This is a genomic window from Bacillus sp. PDNC022 (assembly GCF_016919285.1).
GTDB classification, from domain to species: Bacteria; Bacillota; Bacilli; order Bacillales; family Bacillaceae; genus Bacillus; species Bacillus safensis.
Genome location: NZ_CP070345.1, coordinates 636,667 through 663,059 on the forward strand (window position 1 = coordinate 636,667; position 26,393 = coordinate 663,059).

Here is a 26,393-nt window from a genome sequence, read left to right on the forward strand (position 1 = left end):
TTGTCTTGGTGAAATGATTTTATTATTGAAAAGAGGAATTGATGATGGTTCGACAGCGTGAGTTTGATGAGGAAAAAGCGTTGGATGATGCAATGGGGCTTTTTTGGGAAAAGGGGTATAGAGCTACAACGTTAAGCGATTTGACTGCAAAAATGGGAATACAGCGGCCAAGCTTATACTCAGCCTTTGGAGATAAAGAGGAATTATTTGAGGCTGCATTACGCAAATATACAAAGCAGCATGCAGCCCGTATTCGAACAAAACTTCAAAACAATCCATCTGTAAAGGAAGCATTTCATACATTATTTGCAGATGTAGTGGAAGAAGAATATAGAGATGGCCCGAGTAAAGGCTGTTTTTGCATTAATACAATAGTGGAACTTGCTCCACACGAAGAGAAATTTGAAATTCTGACAAGAGAACATCAGATGTATCTTTCGGTCATATTTGAAGAAAAGATTGTGCAAGGTATTCGCTCGGGTGAGCTCGAAAGCGGCTTGAATGCGAAAGCCTTAGCACAGACACTGGTCGTTTCTTTCATCGGGCTTACCGTACTCATGAAGTCACGCCCAGAGCGTTCATTTGTAGATCATTCTGTAGCGACGATCTTATCCATTTTAAAATAAAATGGACAACACGCTATGACAGCTTCCGTGAAAAAATCATACAGCATAGTGAAAGCGTATTTGATCCAATACATCAAATTACGCTTTTTCTTATAGGGCAGTCATGCACAGAAGCTGTTTTTATGATATGATAAGAGAACAAACATTCGTATTTGTGGGATGCCAGCACATCCAGATGCAAATGAAGAAAACGAAAAGAAAGAAGGGGAGACTTTGAAACCACTCACAAAAGAAGAAAAAAATCAAATGGTGACGACCATTCAGCGTTACTTTGCCGAAGAACGAGAAGAAGAGATTGGTGAATTAGCAGCCATCAATATACTAGAATTTATCACAAAAAACCTTGGAAGCTACTATTATAATCAAGGGGTTCGTGACAGCCGCAGCATCGCTGTCCAGCGGTCCCAATTGTTAGAGGAAGACTTATTCGCACTCGAAAAAAGAATCTAGTCGAAAAGCTGCAGTATGGTGTGTTACGAACTGATAAATAGGAAAAAGACCCCCTTAATAAAGAACGCATATTCGTATCATATGTAATGATTAAGAGGTGGAACCAAAGGGCCATCTGAATCGTTATATAAGTAACCATTAATGAAAATCAGCTTTTTTGGTTTTATTTCAAAAAAAGAAGGAATAAAACATACAAATAGGCGAAGTGCAGATGATGGAGGTTCTAAATATGGGGAAAATTAAATTAAAAATTGCGATCTTATTTGTTTTACTGCTTTGTTTAGGCGCAGGTTATTTATACATGAATGGCATGAAAATTGAAGATGTGCCAACAGCTATTGGCGAGAGCTTAACAAATAATGATAAAGATTACACCATCTATGAATATACCATTACGAAAATTGATGGAGATGAATATTACGGTCAAGCAAAGAATGGCACAAAAATTATTTTTAATGGAAAGAAATTTGAAGATGATGTGGCCGATCTGAAAAAAGGCGATCGTATTAAAGCCTACTTTAGTAATGAAAAAAGAATAGATGGACTGATAAAAGTAGTAAAAGTCGTTAATTAACATGTCTCCTTTCCTATAAGGAGGCTTTTTTTGTGAAGAAATCATGATTGTTGCATTTAACAACAAGGATCGCTATAATAGCCCATAAGGACAGCTAAATATCGATTGTATCCTTCGGGGCAGGGTGAAAATCCCGACCGACGGTAATAAAGCAAATGCTTTACAGCCCGTGACCCGTTAATTTATTAACGGTTGATTCAGTGAAAAGCTGAAGCCGACAGTGAAAGTCTGGATGGGAGAAGGATAAAGAAAGCTATGAACGAAAAATATTTGTTGATCATAGTTTTATTTCTGATGCAAAAAAGCCACAGCCCCGGAATTTTTTCCGGGGCTTTCTGTATGTTTTTGTCGTTAGTAGACTGCATGCAGTGTTTATTAGGTGATCCCTCATTTACCTTGTATGGACCATAAAAAGCGACGAAGGTGCTCAATCGATCACATGTCCCTAACATCGCTTTTTTAAAAAGTGAGAAATACAAATGAAAAGAAAGGGAGGATCACATGTTTACGGGGATAATTGAAGAAGTCGGCACCGTCCAGTCATTAAGTAAAAAATCAGCAGATGCCATGGAAATTGTCATAACATGCAGCCGTGTGCTGGAAGATGTTCATCTCGGAGACAGTATCGCCATTAATGGAGTATGTCTCACGGTCACAAGCTTCACAAAAGAACAGTTCGCGGCAGATGTGATGCCAGAGACGGTCAAAGCAACATCACTGGATCAGCTGACAAAAGGCAGTCCAGTGAATTTAGAGCGAGCCATGTCCTCAAATGGACGATTTGGCGGCCACTTTGTCTCAGGCCATGTTGATGGAACGGCTGTCATTACCCGGATAGAAAAGAAGAGTAATGCCATTTACTATGATTTAAAGATGAACAAGACCCTCACAGATATGCTCACCCAAAAGGGTTCGATCGCAATAGATGGTGTCAGCTTGACCATTTTCGATTTGCGAGATTCATATGTCACAGTCTCTATTATTCCTCACACGCTTGAAGGAACTATTTTCCCGACTAAATCTATGGGGGATATCGTGAATATAGAGTGTGACATGATCGGTAAATACATTTATCGCTTTTTAACAAAAGAGCAAGGCGAAAAACAGCCATCTCGATTGACCCCATCATTTCTAAAAGAGCACGGATTCTAGGAGGCGATTGTATGTATCATTCAGTTGATGAGGCAGTAAATGCCCTTAAACAAGGAGAAATCATTATCGTAGTAGATGATGAAGACAGAGAAAATGAAGGAGACTTTGTGGCACTTGCTGAGCATGCCACGCCTGAAGTGATTAACTTCATGGCATTACATGGAAGAGGCCTCATTTGTACGCCAGTCGATGCGTCGATCGCCAAACACCTGAATCTGCATCCGATGGTTGAACATAATACGGATGCACACCATACAGCATTTACAGTAAGCATCGACCATGTGACAACGACGACTGGTATTAGTGCTTTTGAGCGCTCCACGACCATGCTTTCCATGTTAAATAAAGACGCAAAACCAGAAGAGTTTGCCCGACCAGGTCATGTTTTTCCGCTCATTGCAAAAGAGGGCGGTGTACTAGAAAGACCAGGTCATACAGAGGCAGCGGTTGATCTTGCTAAACTGGCAGGTTCAGAGCCAGCGGGTGTCATATGTGAAATTATGAATGCAGATGGATCAATGGCGCGCGTCCCTGAACTAAATGAGATCCAAAAACAGCATGATTTAAAGATGCTGACAATAGAAGCATTACAGACATATTTAAACAATCATCGAACAGCCACTATTGAAACAAAATAAAAATCACAAAAAAGGATGATCAACATATGAATACAATACAAGGTCATGTAGTAGCAGAAGGACTAAAATTTGCAATTGTCGTAGCAAGATTCAATGATTTTATTACAAGTAAACTGCTAGATGGAGCAGAAGATACATTACTCAGACACGGCGCAAACGGTGATGATATCGATGTTGTGTGGGTACCAGGCGCTTTTGAAATTCCGTACATGGCAAAAAAATTAGCTGAAACCAAAAAATATGATGCAGTCATTACACTTGGAACCGTGATCCGAGGCGCAACGACTCACTATGATTACGTTTGTAATGAAGCGGCTAAAGGAATTGCCCAAAGTGCTATGTCAACAGGGGTTCCGATTATCTTTGGTGTACTGACAACAGAATCGATTGAACAAGCCATTGAAAGAGCTGGTACAAAAGCTGGAAATAAAGGCAGCGAATCGGCTGCAGCTGCTATTGAAATGGCGAATCTAAATCGAACGTTTTCTTAATTTAGTGAAAAAGAGTTTAAAAACGGTATAAAAATGTTTATAATGTGTGATGAGCAAATGATTCATAAGCCATTTGCTGGAAATTAGGATAATTTGAATATTGAGGGGTATATATGTTAATTCGTTACAAGAGGTCTTTTGAAAAAATTGCCATGGGACTCCTGTCCTTTATGCCGGGTGAGAAAGACGTCAAACAGCTTCAGCAGACGATGAAGTCATATGAAATGGATGAAGATCGGCAGCTGTTCCTATGGAAAGATGGCGAGGATATCGTAGGTGCTATTGGTGTGCTGAAAACAGACGACCAAGTACAAATCGAGCATATTAGTGTGAATCCATCCCATCGTGATCAAGGAATCGGCAAGGAAATGGTTTTAGCCGTGGAAGAGATATTTAAAACCAAAACTCTCATTCCAAATGAATTAACGCAAGGCTTCTTTCATAAGTGTCACAGTGAAACAAATTAAATATCACACATGTAAAAGCAGAGGCTACAGTCCTCTGCTTTTTTTACGTTCGATCTGTTTTTGTCGTTCCAGCAATACATCTGTCCGGTCACGGAGTCTATGTTTTTCGATTAAAAATGTATCGGATAAGTTGCTTTCCTGTCCAAAGAGCAGTCCTTCTTTTTGGGCCATTTCTTGGCATAAAGACAGAAGTGCTTCATCTTTGATCGGCAGCATCACACTCTCATAGGGCATGTCTTCATCCATCTTCTTTTTCAGCGTTCGCAGAAGCAGCAGAAATGCCTCATCATCCAGACCGAGATTCGATAAAACTGAACGATTTGCTTCTAACAAGTGAAGACTGTTAGAAATGAGCCGTTTTGCTCCTTTTCCATTTCCCCGTCTTTGATGATACAAGGCAACTGCGAGCTGAATGAGCCCGACCCAATATTCTTTGCGCTGCTCAGGGGGATCTTCTTTCCAATATTCCTCTAGAATTTCATGACACTCAAAATAATCTCTTGTCGTATGAAATTCGTGTAAAAAAGCCACGTACGCTTCAGGATACACAGCGGTCATCTCCTTTTCCACTCTCAGTCTAACATATCGAAAAGAAAAGAAGAAAGAGCGTCCCTTTAGTGAAAAGGACGCTCTGTTTCTTTAATAAACCCAAGCCGCGCCAACGATGATCAGCAAGATGAAAAGCACGACAATTAGCGCGAATCCTCCGCCGAAGTTATAGCCATCTCCCATAATGATACGGCCTCCTTTTTCATCAGTTCTGATTACAATGGTATTCTATGTATAAATGCCCTTATTGGTATGGGCGGATCCACAGTTTTTCTCGATTTGCCTAAGGCATCATGGCCGAAATTATATTGGACGAGAGCTTTATCCTGTCTTATACTAAAGGTTAGCCGGTGAAACGGTACTTAGAAGACAGTAGAAATGGTGAGAAAATGATGCTGGAATATCAGGTGAAAATAGATTCGTTCGAAGGTCCTTTGGACTTGCTTTTACATTTAATCAACCGGTTGGAAATTGATATTTATGATATTCCCGTCGCTAAAATTACGGAGCAGTATTTATTATATGTCCACACGATGAGGGAGCTTGAGCTCGATGTTGCGAGCGAATATTTGGTCATGGCTGCAACCCTCCTGAGTATTAAAAGCAGAATGCTTCTTCCGAAACAAGAGGAAGAGCTGTTTGATGAAGACCTGCTCGAAGAGGAAGAAGACCCTCGCGAAGAGCTGATTGGCAAATTAATTGAATACCGCAAGTATAAAAATGCAGCACAAGAATTAAAGGAACGCGAAGAAGAAAGGCAAAATGCCTTTACAAAACCACCGAGTGATTTAAGCGAATTTGCAAAAGAATCAGAAGCGAAGGACACAAATTTACACGTAACGGTGTATGATATGTTAGGTGCGTTCCAAAAGGTATTAAATCGAAAGAAAATAACGAAACCAGCACCATCAAAGATTACAAGACAAGAAATCCCGATTGAAGACAAAATGAATGAGATTATGAACCATTTAAGAAAAACAAAAAAGCGGACCAATTTCATGACTCTATTTCAACATGATCAAAAGGAACACCTTGTCGTGACGTTTCTTGCTGTTCTCGAATTGATGAAAAGTCATCAAATTATGCTAGAGCAGGAAGGGAACTTTGAAGACATTTATATCATAGGGAGTGAAACGATTCATGACGCTTGATATCGTGAATTGGAAAGCCATCTTAGAAGCGCTGCTGTATGCAGCAGGTGACGAAGGCTTAACAAGAAAACAGCTCATGTCTGTTCTTGAAGTAGATGAGTCGGTATTACTCGACATTATGTCTGCTGTAAAAGAAGAATACCAAAAACAAGAACGAGGGATCGAGCTCATTGAATATGCAGATTCATATATGCTGCTGACGAAAAAGGAATACAGTATTTATTTAAAAAAATTGGTCGAAACACCATCCAAAGGTTTGTCGCAGGCAGCGCTTGAGGTGCTTGCAATTGTTTCTTATAAACAGCCCATTACACGCAGTGAGGTAGAGGAGATTAGAGGAGTCAAATCAGAGCGGGTACTTCATAGCTTAGTAGCCAAAGCACTGCTCTGTGAAGTAGGACGTGCCGATGGTCCGGGGCGAGCGATTCTTTATGGGACAACCCCTACTTTTTTAGAGCAATTTGGTTTAAAAGCCTTAGACGAATTACCACCGCTTCCAGAGAATGTGGAAGCAGACGGAGTACAAGAAGAGGCCGATCTATTTTTTGAAAACTTCAATCAAACATTTGAAGACATAAAATAGTTCAAAAGAAGGAAAAATGTATGGTAAAATATAAAAAAGATTTTAGGTCTAAAATCTTTTGATGACAGATAAAATGGTGACAAAGCCATGAGGGGAAGGTAAACACGAAACAAATGGCACATATGAATGTAAAGGCTCAAGTTGATCAAGCAGGCGTCTTTTTATCAAAGGTTGCAATTGAAATGAATGGTTTTTTGAACGAAACCACCTTATCAAGCTTGAAACGATTAAACCCCGAAGCGGAAGCCTATTATTGTGACATATTGAGTACATTACGGAAGCTTGCAGTGTATAGTGAGGATGCAGCAGCAGTTTGCAGGAAAATTGGCCAGCAGCAGACATTCCCGCAGCAAGCCGCACAGCAGATGCTCCACCGTATTTATCATCAATGTATTGAAGAATTTTTTACGCCAAAAAAGGATACATGGTATGAAGACAGCCGTTCGGCTTATACAGGAAAAAGCAGCATTGTTTTTCACCATGAAGTATCCGCTGATATGAAAAAATTATTTTCTTTATTAGAAAAAGACTTTTTAGCGATGAGAGAAGAGCTGGAATATACGACTTCTCATCAGCAAGTGAAAATGGTATAAGCAACTGGAAGAAGCGCCTCTATATGTAGAGGCGCTTTTTTTTATGGACGAGGCATCATAACTTTTTCAGCTGAGCATACACTTGTACAAAACGGACAAGGACGTGAATGAACATGCCCTATTTAAAAATTGGAACAGCAGTCCTTCTTCTATTTACACTCTTACTGCCTTTTTCCTCACATGCCAAAGCAGACATTTCATTATCAGTGAGTGCAAGAAGCGCCATTTTAATAGATGGACAGTCAGGCAGAGTCCTATTTGGAAAAGACGAGCACGAAAAAAGAAGAATCGCCAGTATTACAAAAATTATGACGGCTGTATTAGCCATTGAATCAGGAAAAATGAAAGATACCGTTAAAGTATCAAAACGTGCGATTCAAGCGGAGGGCTCATCCATTTATTTAAAGGAAGGGCAGAAGGTGAGCTTAGAAGATTTGACGTACGGGCTCATGCTGCGTTCTGGAAATGATGCAGCTGTTGCCATTGCAGAGCATGTTGGCGGCAGCTTAGAAGGATTTATTTTTATGATGAATCAAAAGGCGGCTGAATTAGGAATGGAGAATACGAATTTTCAAAATCCGCACGGACTCGATGATCATAAAAATCATTATTCATCAGCCTATGACATGGCAATCCTAACAAAATACGCGATGAAGCATAAACAATATCAAAAAATTGCCGGTACGACTTTCTATAAAGCGAAGACAATGGAAGGCTATTGGAAAAATAAAAACAAGCTGCTCACCGGCTTATACCAATATTCAACTGGAGGGAAAACGGGATATACAAAGCTTGCAAAACGCACACTCGTCTCAACCGCTGCAAAAGGGGATGCTGAGCTGATCGCTGTGACCATTAATGCGCCGGACGACTGGAAGGATCATATCTCTATGTTTGAATATGCATTTGATCACTACAAAACGTATGTGCTTGCTGAAAAAGGAAGGCTCGCTTCATTAAAAGGGACCTTTTACGAAAAAAAAGCGTTTATCAAGCGTGATGTGGACTATTTTTTAAATGAAGATGAGAAAAAACTTGTCAAAATTGAAACGGAAATGCTCACCCCTAAAAAGAAATGGAAAAAAAACGCTGAAGCCATCCCAGATGTTGTTGGAAAAATGACGATTTTATTAGATGGACAGGTGATCGAGCAATTACCGATTTTTTATGAAAATAAACGAAACCGCATGCCTCAAAAAAGCTTCCAAGAAATGTTTAAGTCTGTCTTTCAGACATCTATAGGCGGATCTTCATGGTCAATCTAATTTGGGTATTTCTCACTGTCATCGGTCTTGTCTATGCGATGTTTAATGGAACGATGCAGGAAGTGAACGAGGCTGTATTTAAGGGCTCAAAAGAAGCGGTCACCATTTCGATTGGTTTGATTAGTGTTCTCGTTTTTTGGCTCGGGCTCATGAAGATTGCCGAAGAGGCAGGGCTGTTAAATTTCTTTAGTAAATTGTGCCGGCCCTTTATTTCAAAGCTATTCCCGGATATTCCGCCTCATCATCCTGCAATGGGGTATATTTTGTCCAATCTCATGGCGAATTTCTTTGGTCTCGGGAATGCTGCTACACCGCTTGGGATTAAGGCGATGGAGCAGATGAAAGTATTAAACGGCGGAAAAAACGAGGCAAGCCGGTCTATGATTACATTTTTAGCGGTCAACACATCCTCTATCACACTTGTGCCAACCACCGTCATTGCCATAAGAATGACGTATGGGGCAGATCAGCCAACAGACATTGTAGGACCAACCATTTTAGCAACACTCATTTCAGGAATCGGTGCAATTCTCATCGATCGATATTTCCACTATCGCAGAAGCAGGCGGGGGTGATCTTGTGGCATTTATTAACTGGCTGTCACTTGCTTTGATTCCACTGATCATCGCAGGGATTTTGATTGCGGGAACCATTAAAAAGGTACCAACCTATGAAACATTTGTAGAGGGAGGAAAAGAGGGCATTCAAATTGCCTTTTCAATCATTCCCTATTTAGTCGGTATGCTTGTGGCCATTACGATATTCCGTGCGTCAGGTGCGCTTGATTTTGTCATGGGACTGTTAAAACCAGTCTTTACAGCGATTGGTTTCCCGGCAGAAGTCGTGCCGCTTGCATTTATTCGCCCGATATCAGGAACGGCTGCACTCGGAATGACGTCTGACTTGATAGCGACCTATGGCCCAGATTCTTTTATTGGCCAGCTCGCAGCTGTCATGCAAGGGTCAACAGACACCACCCTTTACATTTTAACGGTCTATTTTGGAGCAGTCGGTATTAAAAAAATGGGAGATGCGCTGAAAGTAGGTTTGCTAGCAGATCTCATTGGTGTCATTGCATCTGTGATTATCGTCAGTTTGTTATTTAGCGGCGCCTAATCAGGCGCTTTTTTGTATTTCATGGATGGAAAATCGTTTTTTAGCTGAAATTAGACAGACGAAACGCTTATTTTTCCACGAATGCTTGTTTGTTTTAAGTCAAGCAAGTAAGATAGTACATGAGGTGAAAGACAAATGGAACGTTTACAGAAAGTAATTGCACATGCCGGCGTCGCTTCAAGACGAAAGGCTGAAGAATTAATTAAAGAAGGACGAGTTACCGTTAATGGTCAAACAGTGACAGAGCTCGGAGTGAAGGTGGGCTCTTCAGATAAAATTGAAGTCAATGGATTAAAGCTTGAAAGGGAAGAACCGGTTTACTTTATGCTTTATAAACCGCGCGGCGTCATTTCTGCTGCCGAGGATGATAAAGGACGTAAGGTCGTCACAGATTTCTTTGATGATGTCCCGCAGCGCCTTTATCCAATCGGCCGGTTAGATTATGATACGAGCGGTTTGATTTTGATTACAAATGACGGGGAATTTGCCCATAAGCTCATGCACCCGAAATACGAAATTGATAAGACGTATGCAGCGAAGCTAAAAGGCATTCCATCAAAGGAACTGCTTAGAAAGCTGGAAAAAGGGATCATGTTAGATCATAAAAAAACAGCACCTGCTCGTGCGAAAATGCTTTCTATTGATAAACGAAAGCAAACTTGTATTGTTCAATTAACCATTCATGAAGGCAGAAACAGACAGGTGCGCCGCATGTTTGAAGCGATTGGACATGATGTGTTAAAGCTAAAAAGAGAGCAATATTCGTTCCTTCATATTGAAGGTATGAGACCAGGAGACCGCAGAGAATTGTCTCCGCATGAAGTAAAGCGCCTGCGAGCAATTGCGGATCATGGGAAAAGCGCTTTTTAATTTTCACATAAACTTCAAAAAATGAAGAAGCATCAAAAGAAGGAGAATGCTATAATTTACCTGAATGTCTATGGGGAAGGGGTACTTCAGATGAAAAAAAGACGGTTTTTCATGCGGACGGGCATTCTCCTCGTGATGCTTGCTGCACTATGTTATACAATGTATAACTCAGTATTTGCCAAACAGGATCGAGTCAAAGAAGGATCTATTGCGCCAAACTTTGTCCTTCAATCTGTGGATGGGGATCGGATTGAGTTAAAGGACTTAAAAGGCAAAGGTGTCTTTCTTAATTTTTGGGGTACATGGTGTGGTCCGTGTAAACAAGAATTTCCTTATATGGCGAATCAATATGAAGTGTTCAAGGATCGCGGTGTGGAAATTGTTGCAGTCAATGTTGCGGAATCCAAGATTGCCGTGAAAAATTTTATGGAATCCTATGGCGTGAATTTTCCTGTTGCCATGGACAAAGATCGTCAAGTGACAGAGGCATATGATATTGGGCAGCTGCCAACTACGCTTTTGCTTAATCCTGAAGGCAACGTAATCAAAGTCATAAAGGGAACAATGACAGAACGTCAAATCTATGAGTATATGAATTTGATTAAACCAAAGGGGTCATAGAATGAAAGAGGTAAAGTGCGAGTGTGGACATATTAATCCAATCGGTACTGTTCTATGTGAATCATGCGGGAATCCCATTGCGGCTAAAGAGAAAAACTCTTCAAAGCTGCTTGATATGAGATATGACGGCAGTGCAAGGCGCTCGCAAACATACAACAAAACGATTGTTGATAAAGTATGGAACTTTTTTTCTTCCGTTAAAGTGGGTGTGTGGCTGATTGTCATTACACTGCTCGCTTCTTCGCTTGGAACGATTTTTCCGCAGGAGCGATTTATTCCGCCGGGTGCATCTGCTTCCACGTATTATGAAGAGCAATATGGATCGTTTGGCAAGCTGTATTACACACTTGGATTCCATGATCTTTATAATTCTTGGTGGTTTTTAACTCTTGTCGCATCAATTGGAATCTCCCTTGTCATTTGTAGTCTCGACCGCGTTATTCCTCTTTATCGAGCACTCAAAAACCAAGGGGTTATTAAAAAAGAAGGCTTTATGAGAAGACAGCGTCTGTTCAGCGAGACAGACAAAACATTAGATCAGCATACATATGAAGGCATCATAAGAGCAATGAAACAAAAGCGTTACCGCGTGCGAGAAGAAAATGGGCATATTTTAGCCGAAAAAGGACGTTTTTCACGCTGGGGACCTTACGTCAATCACATTGGGTTAATCATCTTTCTCATTGGATCGATGCTCCGGTTTGTCCCGGGCATGTACGTGGATGAAACGCTGTGGGTCAGAGAAGGTGAAACCGCACCGATTCCAGGCACGGATGGTCAATACTTCTTGAAAAATAATGCGTTTTCAATTGATCGCTATCAATCTGGGAATGAAAAAGAAGTGTTTGAGAATGCTATTGAAAAAGCTGGCGACGGTCAAGTGGTGAAAAGCTATAAAACGGATGCCGTCTTATACAAACGTGAAGGAGAAGTTGTATTGGGTGAAAAGCCCAAGCTGAAGCAGGTCACAGAACACGATATCAAAGTGAATGAACCGCTCAAGTTTGACAATTTCTCATTATATCAAGTGGATTTTAAACAAAATGAACTCGATCAAATGGTCTTTCAGCTGATTCGTAAAGATACAGAAAAATCTTTCGGTACAGTGAAGATTAATCTGCTGGAGCCTAAGTCAGAATATGATCTTGGTAGCGGTTACAAAGTCAAAGTGATGAGCTATCTGCCTGATTTTTATTTTGACGATGATGGAACGCCGAGTACGAAAACAAGGAATCCGAATAATCCTGCTTTCGTGTTTGAAATGATTTCTCCTGAAAAACCTAAAGGTGAAAAAAGCTTTGTGGCCATTCAAGAGACAGTAGAGGGTTCAGATAACAATCTATATAAAATGAAGTTTGATCGGGTTGAAACGAAAAACGTCACAGGGTTAACTGTTAGAAAGGATTTAACACTTGGGGTGCTCATTGTAGGCGGAATCATCTTCATGATTGGTGTCGTGCAGGGGATGTATTGGCAGCATAGAAGAATCTGGCTGTCGGCAAAGGATGGAAAAGTATTTGTGGCAGGACATACAAACAAAAACTGGTTCGGCTTAAAGTCCGATCTTAACGTGTTACTGAGCGGAAGTGGCATCAAACAGCCAGTAGATCAAAAAGAACTGCCTGATACAACAAGTATCAGCAAAAGCAAGGGGGAAGGATTAGATGGCGGCAGTCAGTGAAAATCTGTTATTTGCAGCTTTTCTATTTTATTTAGCGGCAGTTCCTTTTTTTGGTGGTGCCATTAAAGGAAAAAAGAAAGAAGATGGACCGCGCAGGAATAAGGCGGCACTCATTGGCATTACGCTTACCATCATCGGTTTTTTGAGCCAGTTGGGCTATTTTATTTCAAGATGGATCGCGTCTGGTCATGCACCAGTCAGTAATTTATTTGAGTTCACAACCGCTTTTGGCATGATGCTGGTGCTTGCATTCATCATTTTATATTTTGTGTATCAAGTGTCTGTACTTGGTTTATTCACACTTCCAATCGCTTTATTGATTATTGCCTATGCAAGTATGTTTCCATCAGACATTTCACCGCTGATTCCTTCACTTCAAAGTAATTGGCTTTATATTCACGTGACAACAGCAGCACTTGGCCAAGCCATTTTAGCCATCAGCTTTGTGGCAGGTGTCATCTTTTTATTAAAGCATGTGGATCAAACAAAGCCAGGGAAGAAGACGTTTGGTTTAGAGCTTGTCATGTTTATGATTGTCGTCACACTTGCATTTATCGCTGTCACGTCTATCTTTAGAATGACAGGATATGAAGCAACATTTAATTGGATCGATAAAAACAAAGAAAAAAGTGAGATGGTCTATGAGCTGCCAGCTCTTGTCGGACCTCATAAAGGGGAGCTTGTGACGGAAGATCGTTTGGAGCCGTTTGTTGAGCTGCCGCCTGTTTTTTCAGGTAGAAAGGTCAATACAGTGTTATGGTCATTTGGCGTGGGTCTGATTATATACGGACTCATTCGATTGATCATTCGCAAACGACTGAGCGCACTGCTTCAACCGCTAGTAAAACAGGTGAACCTAGATTTAGTCGATGAAATTGGGTATAGAGCTGTTTCGATTGGTTTCCCTGTATTTGCGCTAGGCGGGCTGATCTTTGCCATGATCTGGGCGCAAATTGCATGGACTAGGTTTTGGGGCTGGGACCCGAAGGAAGTATGGGCATTGATTACGTTTCTTTTTTATGCAGCCTATCTTCATCTTCGCTTGTCGCGAGGCTGGCATGGCGAAAAGTCGGCTTGGCTTGCTGTGATCGGCTTCGCCATTATTATGTTTAATCTCATCTTTGTCAACCTTGTTATTGCAGGGCTTCATTCTTACGCATAAACACAAGGAAAAGCCAACTTTTATGATTCAATTCGGCTTTTTGTTAAAATGAATGTAACAACGGAGAAAGCAGGAGGACTGTCTAATGGAACACACAACTCAAACGAAAATATTAGTCGTAGATGATGAGGCAAGAATTCGCCGCCTTTTAAAAATGTATTTAGAACGTGAAAATTATGAAATCGATGAAGCGGAAAATGGAGATGAGGCGATTCAAAAAGGGCTTCAAACCGATTACGACCTCATTTTGCTCGATTTAATGATGCCTGGTACAGATGGAATCGAGGTGTGTAATCAAATTCGAGACAAAAAAGCGACTCCAATCATTATGCTGACGGCAAAAGGAGAAGAAGCCAACCGCGTTCAAGGATTTGAGGCAGGAACGGATGACTACATCGTCAAACCTTTCAGCCCGCGTGAAGTTGTTTTACGTGTAAAGGCATTGCTCAGAAGATCGTCTCAAACGTCTTATCTTAATACTGGGACAACAACAAAGGATGTTCTTGTGTTTTCTCATCTTTCTATTGACCATGATGCCCATAGGGTGACCGCTGATGGCAAAGAAGTCAGCCTCACGCCGAAGGAATATGAGCTTTTATATTTCCTTGCAAAAACACCAGATAAGGTTTATGACAGAGAAAAGCTGTTAAAAGAAGTATGGCAATATGAGTTCTTTGGAGACTTACGAACAGTCGATACCCACGTCAAACGACTTCGTGAAAAACTGAATAAAGTGTCACCAGAAGCAGCGAAAAAAATCGTAACTGTATGGGGCGTCGGGTACAAATTTGAGGTCGGCGCTGAATGAAACTGTGGAAAAGTGTTGTAGGAAAGCTATGGTTAACCATTCTTTTCCTCGTCCTGATCGTTTTATCTATTTTAACTGTGCTTCTTTTAGAGTTCATTGAGAATTATCATGTAGAAGAAGCAAAGTCTGATTTAACACAAATGGCAAACAAAGTAGCGGTCATTTTGGAAAGCCATGAGGATCAATCGCTTGCAAGGTCAATTACATCAGAACTTGCTGACAAATTGACGAGTATTGCGATCATCCAAGAGGACGGGCTAGAGTGGTATTCGTCTGAAAAAGACGGGAAGCTTCCTGCAATTACAAAGAAACAAATTGAAGCGGACAGCGATTTAAATCAAGCACTGAAAGATCGTAAAAAAATCAGTAAACGTGCAGAACCTGATGCAGGCAATCAAAAAGATGAACGGATTGTAGTCGGTGTTCCATTTGAGGCGAACGGAAAAAAAGGCATGGTCTTTCTTTCTCAGTCACTCCTCGCTGTAGAACAAACAACGAAACACACAACGCGCTACATCTTCTTAGCAGCCGGAATTGCCATTGTACTGACCACTATATTCGCTTTCTTCTTGTCAACACGTGTCACCTATCCTCTCAGAAAGATGAGAGAGGGTGCTCAAGATTTGGCGAAAGGGAAATTTGATACAAAGATTCCTATTTTAACGCAAGATGAAATTGGAGAACTGGCTATCGCCTTTAATCAAATGGGGAAGCAGCTTAAATTCCATATCACAGCCTTAAATCAAGAAAAAGAACATTTGTCTAATATTTTAAGCAGTATGGCAGATGGCGTTATCACCATCAATATTGATGGAACGATCTTAATGACGAATCCTCCTGCAGAACGATTTTTGCAGGCATGGTATTACGAGCAAAATATGAAGATCAAAGATGGAGATGAACTGCCGCCGGAAGCGCGCGAGCTATTTCATACAGCTGTCAGCACAGAAAAAGAGCAAATGATCGAAGTCACACTGCAAGGGCGTACTTGGGTTCTTCTCATGTCTCCGCTTTATAATCAGCAGGATGTCAGGGGAGCAGTTGCGGTCCTTCGTGATATGACGGAGGAACGAAGACTTGACAAGCTGAGAAAAGACTTCATTGCCAATGTCAGTCATGAGCTTCGTACGCCAATTGCCATGCTGCAAGGGTACAGTGAGGCGATTGTAGATGATATCGCAGGCTCAGAAGAGGAAAAGAAAGAGATTGCGCAAATTATCTATGATGAATCACTGCGAATGGGACGACTTGTGAATGATCTTCTAGATCTAGCGAGAATGGAAGCAGGTCACATTACACTGAATCTTGAATCAACAGATACAGAAGAGCTGACTGAGAAGATCTACCGTAAGTTTCTCGGCATTGCGAAAGAAAAACAAATCGACCTTACGTATGATATTCAAGTGGATGAACCGTACTTTGTATTCGATCCAGATAAGATTGAGCAAGTGTTTACGAATCTCATTGATAATGCCATTCGTCATACACCAGAGGGCGGAGAGGTTCACTTTTCGGTTCAATCGGTGGAGAACGGGCTGAAAATGGATGTGAAAGATTCGGGGAGCGGAATTCCCGAAGAGGATCTGCCCTTTATTTTCGAACGTTTCTATAAAGCCGATAAAGCAAGGACAAGAGGACGATCTGGTACTGGACTTGGCCTTGCGATTGTGAAGAACATCGTAGAGGCGCATCAAGGCTCCATACATGCTCACAGCAAAGCGGGGGCAGGTACTCACTTTACCTTCTATATTCCGAGAAAAAAGCAGGAACTCGTCTAATCTTGACGAAGAATCTTGTTACATGAGAAACACTTCTTTTCGAAAGAAAATGAAGTGTTTTTTCTATTTTCAAATTTTTAAGGATAAGTTAAACAAAAAGCCCTTTCCAAACTGTCGAACTTGTAATATATTTGTCATAAAGTTGTAATGTAACGTTTTGTAAGTGTCACTCGACAAAAATAAGTGAACGGAGGGGTTTCCTATGCATGAAACCTTTCAAAAAATATATGATTCGTACCATCAAGATTTGTACCAGTTTTTATTTTATATGGTTAAAGATAAAAATCAGGCAGAGGATCTCGTGCAGGAGGTTTACATTCGGGTACTTCACTCATATAAAACTTTTGAAGGAAGAAGCAGCGAGAAAACATGGCTGTTTTCAATTGCAAGGCATGTAGCGATTGACTGGTTTCGCAAACAGCAAACCATTAGACAACGGGTGCTTGGCACGTTTGATTGGGATAAGCAGGATGTAAAAGACCCAGACTTGCTCCCAGACGAACTGGCTGTACAGGATGAAAATACAAAAGAAATTTATGCCGCACTTGATCACTGTACGATTGATCAAAGAGCTGTCATCATTTTAAGGTTTATCCAGGGCTACTCAATCATGGAGACGGCAAAGGCGCTAAAGTTCTCGGAAAGCAAAGTCAAAACAACGCAGCACCGAGGCCTGAAAGTGCTCCGAAAACATATGGAGCTTTTGAAGGAGGAGCTAGTGAATGAAAACGAACAGGTCCGATTGGAGCGAAGAACGAATCAAGGTGTTACTAAGTCAGCTTCCAAAGGTGGAGGACAACCGTTCATCTAAGCAGATATACCAGCAGATGCTGATGGCAAGCGGGAAGAAAAAGAAAAGTGTCAAATGGATCGGTCCAGCGGTGGCAACCGTTGTGGTTTTATTTATGGCGTTTTTAATTTCTCCTCATTTATTTCAGCCGGCTGCTCAAGAACATCATCAACAGATGAAAATGGACTCAAGTGCTGACAAAGGACAGGTGAATGCCACAGTAGAGCCTGTGAAACAGACAAATGGTACCGCGCATGTTGTTTCTCATGAAGATAAGCAAAAGTATATGACGGTTGCATACATAGATGAATCAACATCTCAAGTGGTTCCCATTAGTATTGAAAAAGAAAATGAACAGGACCATTTGCAGGAAATGATGAGCACATATGAACAGGTGCAGCTGCCTGAAATGACAAAGCCTCTTCGATCTTATCTTGAGATGGTGGACCTTCGTGAAAAGGGGAATACACTTGTTTTTCAGTTAAAAAATGATTTGTCCCTTGATACGATAAAGGAAGCCAATCGATTTAAAGATATGGTAAAAGAAACGCTCAAATGGAGCAGGTATAAACAAGTGGAAGTCAAATCAGACAAAGGTTCTCATCTTCAATTAGGGGCTAGCAGTATTGGCACGATATCAATTGATAAACAAACGAAGAAAGCTTATTACGTGTTAGAAAATAAGAGCGGGACTTTTTTGGTGCCCTCAAAAACGCATTATTCTTCTTATGAAGATGCGGTAGAGGCCATGAAACGCACGAGTGATTCTGGGCTTGAACCATTAATTAAAGAAGAAGAACCAATTAAAGAAGTGACATCAAAAGGTAAGCATGTGACCATCACGTTTGGAGCATCAGCACAATTAACGGACTCAATTGATCATACTCTACTCATTGAAGGTCTGCTGCTTACAGCGAAAGATTTTGGTTTTACAGATGTCACCATTCAATATGCAGGAACAGATCAAGTAGGACCATATGAAATGAACGAACCAATAGAGGTGCCGGCTCTGCCGAATCCTGTTGTCATCAAAGATCGTTAAAGGACGCAAGCAAGTCATTGCGTTCTTTTTTTTATGTATAGAAAACGGCCTTCTTGCTGTATACTAAGCTGTCATGAAAAGAACCTCAAAGAAGGGGAGTCACTGATGAAAAGGTATTGTTTCATAGGTGCCAGCTGTTTTTTGTTCTTGATCTTAGCGCCATTTGCCCATGCGCAGAAGACAAACGAATGGGTGGAACCAGTGAAAGGAGAAGTCACTGACTTGTTTGGGACAAGAGGCGGCTCGCATAAGGGATTAGATATAGCTGCGCCAGAAGGAGAATCCATTTTTGCTGCAAGTAAAGGTGTGGTCGCGCGTTCGTATGTATCTGCTACATATGGAGAAGTTGTATTTATTCAGCATCCAAATGGATACGAAACCGTCTATGCTCATTTACACGAGCGTTTTGTGAAAAAGGGTGACCAAGTACAAGCGGGAGAGCCGATTGGCATCATTGGCAACACAGGAGCTTCTAGAGGCACTCATTTACATTTTGAGGTACATCGTGGAAATTGGTCAGTCAGCAAAGAGGATGCGATAGATCCGCTCAAAATGATTGCAGTGGAACGTTTCAAAGAGCCGGCTCTTCATGTAAATGGACATGAAAAAAATACATATGTCATTCAAAAAGGGGATACCCTGTGGTCGATAGCAAAGGCGCACGAAATGACTGTGGAACAATTGAAAAAGATCAATGAGCTGACGACTCATCTCATTCGAACAGGAGACCGTTTAATGGTTTCAACTAAATAAACCTCATGCAAAGCATGAGGTTTATTACTGTTTTTTATAGATCAATCAGGCGGACAGATAGAATATCCTGCACTTCAGTTAATTTTTTCACAATTTCGTCCTCAAGATGCTTGTCGAAAGAAAGCATCATAATGGCTTCGCCGCCTTTTTCTTTACGTCCTACCTGCATTGTTGCAATGTTGACATCATGGTCGCCTAAAATCTGTCCAACCTTTCCAATCACACCAGGTGCATCTGTATGCTGGATATAGACTAGGTGTCCATCTGGATAAAAATCAATATTAAATCCATTAATAGAAACAACGCGTTCCCCTAGATGCGGAATGTAAGTCGCTTTTAGAGTAAAGGTTGAAAGATCACCTTTGACTTCAATAGAAATACTGTTTTCGTAACCAGATTCGCTGGAAGAAATTTTCTCACTAAAGCTAATGCCGCGTTCTTTTGCCACCATTCCAGCATTTACTTCATTCACAGTCGAATCAACACGCTCTTTTAAAAAGCCTGAGAGGAGACTTTTGGTGATAAAGGATGTTTCGAGTTTTGAAATAGAGCCTTCATAAGAAATGCCTACTTCTTTTACAGGTTCTCTCATTGATTGAGAGACAAGACGTCCAAGTTTTCCTGCAAACTGATGATAAGGCTGGATCTTTTTGAACTCGTCTTTTGTCATCGCTGGTAGATTAATAGATGACATGACAGGAAGACCTTTTGCAAATTGAAGGACTTCTTCAGATACTTGCGCTGCCACATTTAATTGTGCTTCTTTTGTAGAGGCACCAAGATGCGGAGTTGCAATGACGTGTGGATGATCCACTAGCGGATTATCAGTTGGAGGTTCTACCTCGAATACATCAAGTGCAGCTCCTGCAACATGACCGCTTTCAAGAGCTTCAAGAAGGTCAGCTTCGTCAATAATACCGCCGCGTGCGCAGTTTACAAGGCGAACACCTTTTTTCGTTTTTGCAATCGTTTCTTTATTGAGAAGTCCTCGTGTTTCTTTTGTTAATGGCGTATGTACAGTAATGATATCTGATACTTCGAGTACTTCATCAAGTGATTTCGCATTGACACCAATTTTTTCTGCACGTTCCTTTGTGAGAAATGGGTCAAACACGTTAACTGTCATGCCAAAGGCTCTTGCACGCTGGGCGATCTCACTTCCGATTCTTCCTAAGCCGACAATCCCTAGAGATTTTCCGTAAAGCTCAGCACCAACATATGCGCCTCTGTTCCATTCTTTTGATTTGACAGAAATATTGGCTTGCGGAATATGACGCATAAGTGATGAAATCATGGCGAACGTATGCTCAGCTGTTGAGATCGTATTACCGTTTGGTGCATTGATCACAATGACACCGTGTTTTGTCGCTTCATCAATGTCAATATTGTCTACTCCCACACCGGCACGGCCGACAATTTTTAATGAAGTCATTTTTTCATAAAGCTCTTTCGTTACTTTTGTGGCACTTCTGACAAGTAAGGCATCAAACGTGTGTAATTCATCTTCTGCTTCTGCTACATTTTTTTGGACAATTTCAACAAAATCTGATTCTAAAAGTGGTAGAAGACCATCATTGCTCATCTTATCTGAGACTAATACTCGAAACATCGTTAGATTTCCTCCTAAAATAAACGTCATAAATATCTGATAATTTACCATATTCCTTTTCACTGTGTCAATCAAATTAAAGCAGTAAAGTGAAAAAGGAAACACGAACATTTCTTTGTGTCTTTATAAAGAATGAACACCTTTAAACAAAAGATAACCAATTTTTGCGCATTTGTCATTAGAATTTTTGTGTTTTTTACGATTTATTAAAACTGATGAATTTGCTCAGGATTTTTATCTGTACAAATGCTCATATATCATATATAATGATGTCGAATTGAATAATGATCAATCTTCGGGGCAGGGTGTAATTCCCTACCGGCGGTGATGAGCATAGTCTCTAAGCCCGCGAGCCTTTTTGGCAGGATTCGGTGTGATTCCGAAGCCGACAGTATAGTCTGGATGGGAGAAGATGGAGGTTCGTAAACGTTGAAAACATTCATGTTCACACGTTTATTTGTCTAGCCCAATTTCCCCGCTCCTATTTTTATGGGCGGTTTTTTTGTGGCTAAAATGGAACAATCCTCTTTTCGAAAGATTTGATCGAAAAGGAGAGAGAATATTGAATCAAAGTAAAGTAAAGCGTTTAGTCGTTACCAGTATGCTCAGCAGTATTTCGTTTGTATTAATTTTATTGGATTTTCCTTTCCCGGGTCTTCCAGCGTATTTGAAAATTGATTTCAGTGATATCCCGGCGATTATTGCCATTTTAATTTATGGACCGGGTGCAGGGATTGCTGTTGAGGCATTAAAAAATGTACTGCATTACCTCATTCAAGGCAGTATGTCCGGCGTTCCAGTTGGGCAAGTCGCAAACTTCATTGCAGGCACACTATTTATCTTACCAGTCGCCTTTATGTTCAAAAAAATCAAATCAGCAAAAGGGATGGCATGGTCTATGATCGTGGGTACATTGCTTATGACTGTGATGATGAGTATTTTAAATTATTTCTTATTCCTGCCAGCTTACACATGGTTCTTAAACGCGCCGGAACTATCCGATCATGCGCTCAAGACGACCATTACAGCAGGGATCTTACCATTTAACTTTATAAAAGGCATCATCATTACCATCGTGTTTAGCCTCATTTTTGTGAAAATGCGTCCATGGTTTGAAAATAAACGCCGACTTCAAAATAGTTAATATAAAAAAAGCCCCTGCATAAGGGGCTTTTATACTATTCATGCTTAAGCGGGTCACCCTCAAAAGATTCGTCCGCAACTTTGATTGAATCCGTTGGACATCCTTCAAATGCATCAAGCATATCTTCTTCAAGTACTTCTGGAACTTCTACAGTCCCTTGGTTGTCATCAAGCGTAACAAATGCAATGCCTTCATCATCATAATCATAAATGTCTGGAGCAGCTGCACCGCATGCGCCGCAAGCAATACATGTGTCTTTGTCTACAATTGTATATTTTGCCATGTTAAAAAAATACCTCCCAGATTGTTCGATGGAACAAATGGTCTAACCTTTTTAGTTTCACCGATAAAAAACAATTTCCTCAAACCTTATTGTAATGATTTTAATTTCACATTTCAACTGTAAAGTGATTGAGAATGCTTATCACATAAGGGTTTGTTCATAACTTTCCCCCACAAATTGAGTTTAAACATTTCTTCTTCTATGAAATCTGTTAAAATAAAGGGAGAAAATATTCGAATTTTGTCAGGAAGACAGGTGCTTTGGCGAATGACTCTTCATTACTTGGATGTCATGTTAATGGACAGCGTACATAAATTGAACGGCGAACGCTCCATAAGTGCTGTCTACCATCTTTTTAAAGGAAAAAAATCATCACAAACTATACAGGACGCCAGTTTGTTTCAGCTTTCAAAGTACTTCGGCTGTTACCCGGGGTTTACGAGGGATCAGCTGAATCGCTCTGTTATAAAGCTTGACGAAAAGCACTACATCAAAAAAACAGGGGAGACATTCACTGTTACAGATGCAGGACAGCATATGCTAAACCAGTATTTTTCAGAAAAACCGATGCCCGCTTATTTTCATGGTGCCAAATATCATGCTAAAGCAAAGGTGCTATGGATGAGGCTCTCGTTACTTGTACAAGTGCTTTCTCACCATCTGGCTGGATCACATCAATATGTCCCAATACAAAGAGATGTATCTGTACAAAGCTGGACGAAGTCCTTCTTAAAACAGCATCACGAGAAGAATAAGCTTTCAGAAGAGCTGCATCATGAACTAGACAAGCTCCTTACCCATATAAGTGATCAAGAGGCGCTGATTTTTGTTTATTCATTGACGTCAAATGAAAGAATTGGGCGTACGTATCAGCAAATGGCAGAGTGGCTAAAAGAAGATGTGTGGTATGTGTACCTGCTTTTTTGGAATGTCCTCCATTATTTTATTCATGCTGCCCAAAAAGGTGAGGCGCAGGTCATGCAGCAGCTCGTAGGTGACCTTGAATTCAAACGTGTGCTAACAACCTCTACCCATAAAACGCTCGAGCTTGTGCAAAAAGGCTTTGACATTGATCAGATTGCTCACATTCGTTCATTAAAAAAGGCAACGATCGAAGACCATATTGTCGAGTTGTCCATACATGAACCGAGCTTCTCAATAGAGGCGTATGTGAGCGAAGAAGAGCAGCAGGCCATTCATGCAGTAGCCAGGGAGCTTCAAACAAATAAAATGAAGCTGATTAAAGAAAAACTCGAACATCCATTTACTTATTTTCAAATAAGATTGGCTCTGACAAGGATGGTGAAAGCAAATGGATAAGCTTCATCAGACGCTCATGCGATATTTTGGTTACGACTCATTTAAAGCAGGTCAAGAGGACATTATTCAAAGTGTACTGAATCAAAAAGATACGGTTGCCATGCTACCCACTGGCGGCGGGAAATCCATCTGCTATCAAATTCCCGGCTATATGACAGATGGATTAGTTCTCATTATTTCGCCGCTGTTATCGCTTATGGAGGACCAAGTCGAACGAATGAAAATGCGTGGAGAAAAACGAGTGGCGGCACTGAACAGCACATTGTCTTTTCAGGAGAGACGACATATCATTCGGCATTTGCCATCATATAAATTTTTATTCGTCGCCCCTGAGGCATTAATGTCAGAGGTGCTGCTAGAACAGCTCAAATCAATGCATATTGGTCTGTTCGTCGTCGATGAAGCCCATTGTATATCTGAGTGGGGGCATGATTTCCGTCCGGAATATTCCAAGCTGGGAGAATGGAGAGAAGCGTTAGGTCAACCTGTCGCTTTAGCGCTGACGGCAACTGCAACGAAACAAACACTTAAAGATACCGTGCAAACGTTAAGATTGCAGCATCCAGACTTTCATATTCATTCTGTCAACCGGCCAAACATCGCATTGGTCAAAGAAGCGCACGAAACGAAAGAAGCAAAAGAGAAACGGGCTATTGAGCTGGTTGAATTCCTGCAAGGCCCCGGCCTGATTTATTGCCCAACCCGGCAAATGACAGAAGATATGGCGCTTTTTATGAAACAAAAAACCCATCAGCGTGTAGAGTATTACCATGGCGGGATGGATGCAGGAGACCGCATGCTTATTCAGCAGCAATTTATCAGCGGACAGCTTGATCTCATTTGTTGTACAAGTGCTTTTGGAATGGGAATTGATAAAGCAGATATACGATTTGTTATTCATATGAGCCCGCCGCAGTCAATTGAAGCATTTATGCAGGAAATTGGAAGAGCAGGGCGGGACGGGGAAAATAGTGTGAGCATTCTTTTATATACAGAAGAGGATGCAGATATTCAACAGCATTTAATACAAGCAGAAGGCTTTGATGATCCAGAAATTGATTACTTCTTAGCCAGGCTGACACAAATGCAGACAAATGATGAAAAGAAATTACGTGAACAATTGATGGAATCAGGGCTTCAGGAGACACGTGCAAGAATGCTGATCCATTATTACAGGATGTATCAGTCTGACGAGCCTCGTGTGCTCCTGATGAAACTGAAAGAGAAATTGCAGGACAGACAAACTGAAAAACTGAGAAAAGTGTGGCAATTTAAGGAGCGGATCACAGATCATAGCTGCTTTAGACAATCTCTGTTATCATACTTTTACGAACAGCTTGATCAAACGGAGAGTGCATCCTCTGGCAGCTGCTGCTCTTCTTGCGGACTTGACCTGTCTGATTATGAAAAAAAAGATCAACCATTGGAGCTGAATGAAATGACACACTGGAAGACCGTGCTGCATCGTATGTTTTATTTGACAAAAGAGGCGCAGCATTGATTGAACAACATCGCCGAATCATCGAAAAATTAACCGATCGACAAGTGGTAGAACAGCTGTATTTCACGCAGCTGCTGATGCTGGTCATTTCTTTTTTACTAGGTATATTTATGTTCGGTCATTGGACAGATTTCACATCCCTTTGGAAGATTCAAGATGCGCGGATACTAACTTATGGAATTGGCGGCGCTGTGCTTGTGATCATTGTGGATGCGATTGTCATGAAGGTGTTTCCTGCTCATATGTATGATGATGGCGGATTAAATGAAAAAATGTTCAAAAACCGCAGCATCCCGCATATTGTTTGGTTAACACTGCTCATCGCCTTTTCAGAGGAAATTCTATTCCGAGGGATCGTCCAGCAGCAATTTGGATTGGAAATTGCCAGTATTGTGTTTGCGCTCCTTCACTTTCGCTACTTATCAAAAATACTCTTGTTTATCCTTGTGGTTTCTATTAGTATTTTTTTAGGACTTTTATACGAGTGGACGGGGAATTTATTTGTTCCTGTCATGACCCATTTTGTCATTGACTTAGTCTTTGCTTGTCAAATTCGTTTGAAATATAGGGGGAGGGATGAACATGGAAGAAATGTCGAGAATGAAGAGAAAGAAGGAGCAGCTGACAAACATCCATGACGATGATGCAGAGAAAATTTTTGAAGAAGAAGTACAGCCTTCAGATGACTCTCACTTTCCTACACGAGAAGATTTTCATGAATATAAAAAGCAGCGCACGAAAAAGGTACGCAATCCATTGTTTACAACACTGGCTATTATCTTTCCTATTATCGTCGTCACGGTGTTCTTCCTTTTGATCTACTACACGTCAAAGGAAATCAACCATAATAATAATCAAGATGTATATAATATTGATTCTACATCAAGTGCTGACACAGACCCAGTCCCGTCAGCACTTGTCGAAACGAAAAATGATTCTAATGCTGATAAAGCGGATGCGTCTGATGATGAGAAGCAAAAGAAAGATGAAGAAAAAGAAAAACAGCGATTGAAAGAAAAAGCTGAACAGAAGAAAAAAGAAAAAGCTGCTAAAGAGAAAGAAGAGCGTGAACAAGCAGCAAAAGAAAAAGAACGCGCGAGAGCCGAAGCTGCCAAAAAGCGTGAACAGCAGCAGCTAGCCCTGCAAAAGCAGCAGGAGGAGAAAAAACGAAAAGAAGCCGAAGAGAAAAAGCAGCAGGAAGAAAAGCCAGTTCGTGTCGTGCAGCACACTGTTGGTCCAGAGGAAAACCTGTATCGAATTTCAATGAAGTATTACAAAAACCGTTCGGGTGAAGAGAAAATTAGAGCCTATAATCATTTGAAAGGTAACAGCGTGTACAGTGGTCAAGTGCTGAATATTCCACTAGAAAACTAATC

General features: G+C 40.9%; 30 protein-coding genes, 1 pseudogene and 2 riboswitches. Of the genes and pseudogenes, 27 read left to right on the plus strand and 4 right to left on the minus strand.

Annotation, left to right across the window (positions count from 1 at the left end):
* Positions 1-44: 44 nt before the first annotated feature.
* From JVX94_RS03405 to JVX94_RS03435, 7 genes and pseudogenes are all read left to right on the plus strand, one after another.
* A complete protein-coding gene (locus tag JVX94_RS03405; RefSeq protein WP_205185500.1) occupies positions 45-626 on the plus strand; it encodes a TetR/AcrR family transcriptional regulator in 582 nt (193 codons plus the stop codon).
* 213 nt (positions 627-839) lie between these two features.
* Positions 840-1,076, plus strand: coding sequence for a DUF2164 domain-containing protein (locus tag JVX94_RS03410; RefSeq protein ID WP_205184543.1), 237 nt, complete (start codon positions 840-842; stop codon positions 1,074-1,076).
* A 229-nt stretch (positions 1,077-1,305) separates the two neighbouring features.
* On the plus strand, positions 1,306-1,650 hold the full coding sequence (locus JVX94_RS03415; protein WP_008344451.1) for a hypothetical protein: 345 nt from the start codon (positions 1,306-1,308) through the stop codon (positions 1,648-1,650).
* A gap of 106 nt (positions 1,651-1,756) precedes the next feature.
* Positions 1,757-1,898: riboswitch (FMN riboswitch) on the plus strand.
* Positions 1,899-2,151: 253 nt separating this feature from the next.
* On the plus strand, positions 2,152-2,802 hold the full coding sequence (gene ribE / locus JVX94_RS03420) for a riboflavin synthase (protein ID WP_095408921.1): 651 nt from the start codon (positions 2,152-2,154) through the stop codon (positions 2,800-2,802).
* 11 nt (positions 2,803-2,813) lie between these two features.
* Positions 2,814-3,419 (plus strand): annotated as a pseudogene (ribB, locus tag JVX94_RS03425) (3,4-dihydroxy-2-butanone-4-phosphate synthase); the annotation flags it as partial.
* Between the two features lie 47 nt (positions 3,420-3,466).
* Positions 3,467-3,931, plus strand: coding sequence for a 6,7-dimethyl-8-ribityllumazine synthase (gene ribH / locus JVX94_RS03430; RefSeq protein ID WP_029706184.1), 465 nt, complete (start codon positions 3,467-3,469; stop codon positions 3,929-3,931).
* Between the two features lie 113 nt (positions 3,932-4,044).
* The gene (locus tag JVX94_RS03435; protein WP_048239303.1) at positions 4,045-4,398 is read left to right on the plus strand and encodes a GNAT family N-acetyltransferase; all 354 of its coding nucleotides are present in this window, start codon (positions 4,045-4,047) and stop codon (positions 4,396-4,398) included.
* Between the two features lie 24 nt (positions 4,399-4,422).
* Here the strand turns inward: JVX94_RS03435 and JVX94_RS03440 are convergent, their stop codons facing one another.
* Together JVX94_RS03440 and JVX94_RS03445 are read right to left on the minus strand one after the other, a co-directional pair.
* Entirely contained in the window at positions 4,423-4,947 is a 525-nt protein-coding gene (locus JVX94_RS03440) for a DUF309 domain-containing protein (RefSeq protein WP_205184547.1), read from the minus strand.
* 90 nt (positions 4,948-5,037) lie between these two features.
* Positions 5,038-5,130, minus strand: a complete 93-nt coding sequence (locus tag JVX94_RS03445) for a YjcZ family sporulation protein (RefSeq protein ID WP_012010430.1) — start codon at positions 5,128-5,130, stop codon at positions 5,038-5,040.
* A 209-nt stretch (positions 5,131-5,339) separates the two neighbouring features.
* Between JVX94_RS03445 and JVX94_RS03450 the strand changes: the two genes are divergently transcribed.
* From JVX94_RS03450 to JVX94_RS03520, 15 genes are all read left to right on the plus strand, one after another.
* On the plus strand, positions 5,340-6,098 hold the full coding sequence (locus tag JVX94_RS03450; protein ID WP_024422848.1) for a segregation/condensation protein A: 759 nt from the start codon (positions 5,340-5,342) through the stop codon (positions 6,096-6,098).
* Entirely contained in the window at positions 6,088-6,681 is a 594-nt protein-coding gene (scpB, locus tag JVX94_RS03455; RefSeq protein WP_060697219.1) for an SMC-Scp complex subunit ScpB, read from the plus strand. The genes JVX94_RS03450 and scpB overlap by 11 nt, the downstream gene beginning before the upstream one ends.
* Before the next feature lie 113 nt (positions 6,682-6,794).
* Positions 6,795-7,274, plus strand: coding sequence for a YpuI family protein (locus JVX94_RS03460; protein WP_205184549.1), 480 nt, complete (start codon positions 6,795-6,797; stop codon positions 7,272-7,274).
* A gap of 113 nt (positions 7,275-7,387) precedes the next feature.
* Positions 7,388-8,539: a D-alanyl-D-alanine carboxypeptidase family protein gene (locus tag JVX94_RS03465; protein WP_095408916.1), complete on the plus strand. Its 1,152-nt coding sequence runs from the start codon at positions 7,388-7,390 to the stop codon at positions 8,537-8,539.
* Positions 8,527-9,114: a nucleoside recognition domain-containing protein gene (locus tag JVX94_RS03470; protein ID WP_095408915.1), complete on the plus strand. Its 588-nt coding sequence runs from the start codon at positions 8,527-8,529 to the stop codon at positions 9,112-9,114. The genes JVX94_RS03465 and JVX94_RS03470 overlap by 13 nt, the downstream gene beginning before the upstream one ends.
* A gap of 4 nt (positions 9,115-9,118) precedes the next feature.
* Entirely contained in the window at positions 9,119-9,655 is a 537-nt protein-coding gene (locus JVX94_RS03475) for a spore maturation protein (protein WP_041085969.1), read from the plus strand.
* Positions 9,656-9,790: 135 nt separating this feature from the next.
* A complete protein-coding gene (rluB, locus tag JVX94_RS03480) occupies positions 9,791-10,525 on the plus strand; it encodes a 23S rRNA pseudouridine(2605) synthase RluB (protein ID WP_024422842.1) in 735 nt (244 codons plus the stop codon).
* Between the two features lie 90 nt (positions 10,526-10,615).
* Positions 10,616-11,146: a thiol-disulfide oxidoreductase ResA gene (gene resA, locus JVX94_RS03485; RefSeq protein ID WP_205184551.1), complete on the plus strand. Its 531-nt coding sequence runs from the start codon at positions 10,616-10,618 to the stop codon at positions 11,144-11,146.
* A gap of 1 nt (position 11,147) precedes the next feature.
* The gene (resB, locus tag JVX94_RS03490) at positions 11,148-12,827 is read left to right on the plus strand and encodes a cytochrome c biogenesis protein ResB (protein ID WP_144484530.1); all 1,680 of its coding nucleotides are present in this window, start codon (positions 11,148-11,150) and stop codon (positions 12,825-12,827) included.
* On the plus strand, positions 12,811-13,989 hold the full coding sequence (gene ccsB / locus JVX94_RS03495) for a c-type cytochrome biogenesis protein CcsB (RefSeq protein WP_095408912.1): 1,179 nt from the start codon (positions 12,811-12,813) through the stop codon (positions 13,987-13,989). Before resB ends, ccsB begins: the two co-directional genes overlap by 17 nt.
* Positions 13,990-14,074: 85 nt before the next feature.
* Positions 14,075-14,797 (plus strand): response regulator transcription factor, encoded by a 723-nt coding sequence (locus tag JVX94_RS03500; RefSeq protein WP_003215596.1) that lies wholly within the window; start codon positions 14,075-14,077, stop codon positions 14,795-14,797.
* Positions 14,794-16,575: an ATP-binding protein gene (locus JVX94_RS03505; RefSeq protein WP_095408910.1), complete on the plus strand. Its 1,782-nt coding sequence runs from the start codon at positions 14,794-14,796 to the stop codon at positions 16,573-16,575. Before JVX94_RS03500 ends, JVX94_RS03505 begins: the two co-directional genes overlap by 4 nt.
* Before the next feature lie 202 nt (positions 16,576-16,777).
* Positions 16,778-17,386 carry an RNA polymerase sigma factor SigX gene (sigX, locus tag JVX94_RS03510; protein ID WP_024422837.1) on the plus strand — a complete coding sequence of 203 codons (609 nt, stop codon included), beginning with the start codon at positions 16,778-16,780 and terminating at the stop codon, positions 17,384-17,386.
* Complete coding sequence (locus JVX94_RS03515; RefSeq protein ID WP_144471001.1) at positions 17,298-18,407, plus strand: sigma X negative regulator; 1,110 nt, start codon at positions 17,298-17,300, stop codon at positions 18,405-18,407. The genes sigX and JVX94_RS03515 overlap by 89 nt, the downstream gene beginning before the upstream one ends.
* 105 nt (positions 18,408-18,512) lie before the next feature.
* Complete coding sequence (locus JVX94_RS03520) at positions 18,513-19,160, plus strand: M23 family metallopeptidase (RefSeq protein ID WP_144470999.1); 648 nt, start codon at positions 18,513-18,515, stop codon at positions 19,158-19,160.
* Positions 19,161-19,194: 34 nt separating this feature from the next.
* On the opposite strand, the gene serA is transcribed toward JVX94_RS03520, so the two are convergent.
* A complete protein-coding gene (gene serA / locus JVX94_RS03525; protein ID WP_024422834.1) occupies positions 19,195-20,769 on the minus strand; it encodes a phosphoglycerate dehydrogenase in 1,575 nt (524 codons plus the stop codon).
* Between the two features lie 287 nt (positions 20,770-21,056).
* A riboswitch (FMN riboswitch) is annotated at positions 21,057-21,187 on the plus strand.
* 144 nt (positions 21,188-21,331) lie between these two features.
* Here serA and JVX94_RS03530 point away from each other — a divergent pair.
* Positions 21,332-21,913, plus strand: a complete 582-nt coding sequence (locus JVX94_RS03530) for a riboflavin transporter FmnP (RefSeq protein WP_080967836.1) — start codon at positions 21,332-21,334, stop codon at positions 21,911-21,913.
* A 34-nt stretch (positions 21,914-21,947) separates the two neighbouring features.
* Here the strand turns inward: JVX94_RS03530 and JVX94_RS03535 are convergent, their stop codons facing one another.
* Positions 21,948-22,196 carry a ferredoxin gene (locus JVX94_RS03535; RefSeq protein WP_003215700.1) on the minus strand — a complete coding sequence of 83 codons (249 nt, stop codon included), beginning with the start codon at positions 22,194-22,196 and terminating at the stop codon, positions 21,948-21,950.
* Between the two features lie 267 nt (positions 22,197-22,463).
* Here JVX94_RS03535 and JVX94_RS03540 point away from each other — a divergent pair, with 267 nt between their 5' ends.
* The 4 genes from JVX94_RS03540 to JVX94_RS03555 are packed head-to-tail and all read left to right on the plus strand — an operon-like array spanning position 22,464 to position 26,391.
* A complete protein-coding gene (locus tag JVX94_RS03540; RefSeq protein ID WP_205185502.1) occupies positions 22,464-23,516 on the plus strand; it encodes a YpbB family protein in 1,053 nt (350 codons plus the stop codon).
* Positions 23,509-25,017: a RecQ family ATP-dependent DNA helicase gene (locus tag JVX94_RS03545; RefSeq protein ID WP_205184553.1), complete on the plus strand. Its 1,509-nt coding sequence runs from the start codon at positions 23,509-23,511 to the stop codon at positions 25,015-25,017. Before JVX94_RS03540 ends, JVX94_RS03545 begins: the two co-directional genes overlap by 8 nt.
* Positions 25,014-25,655, plus strand: coding sequence for a CPBP family intramembrane glutamic endopeptidase (locus JVX94_RS03550; protein WP_205184555.1), 642 nt, complete (start codon positions 25,014-25,016; stop codon positions 25,653-25,655). The genes JVX94_RS03545 and JVX94_RS03550 overlap by 4 nt, the downstream gene beginning before the upstream one ends.
* The gene (locus JVX94_RS03555) at positions 25,600-26,391 is read left to right on the plus strand and encodes a LysM peptidoglycan-binding domain-containing protein (protein ID WP_205184558.1); all 792 of its coding nucleotides are present in this window, start codon (positions 25,600-25,602) and stop codon (positions 26,389-26,391) included. Before JVX94_RS03550 ends, JVX94_RS03555 begins: the two co-directional genes overlap by 56 nt.
* Positions 26,392-26,393: the final 2 nt, after the last annotated feature.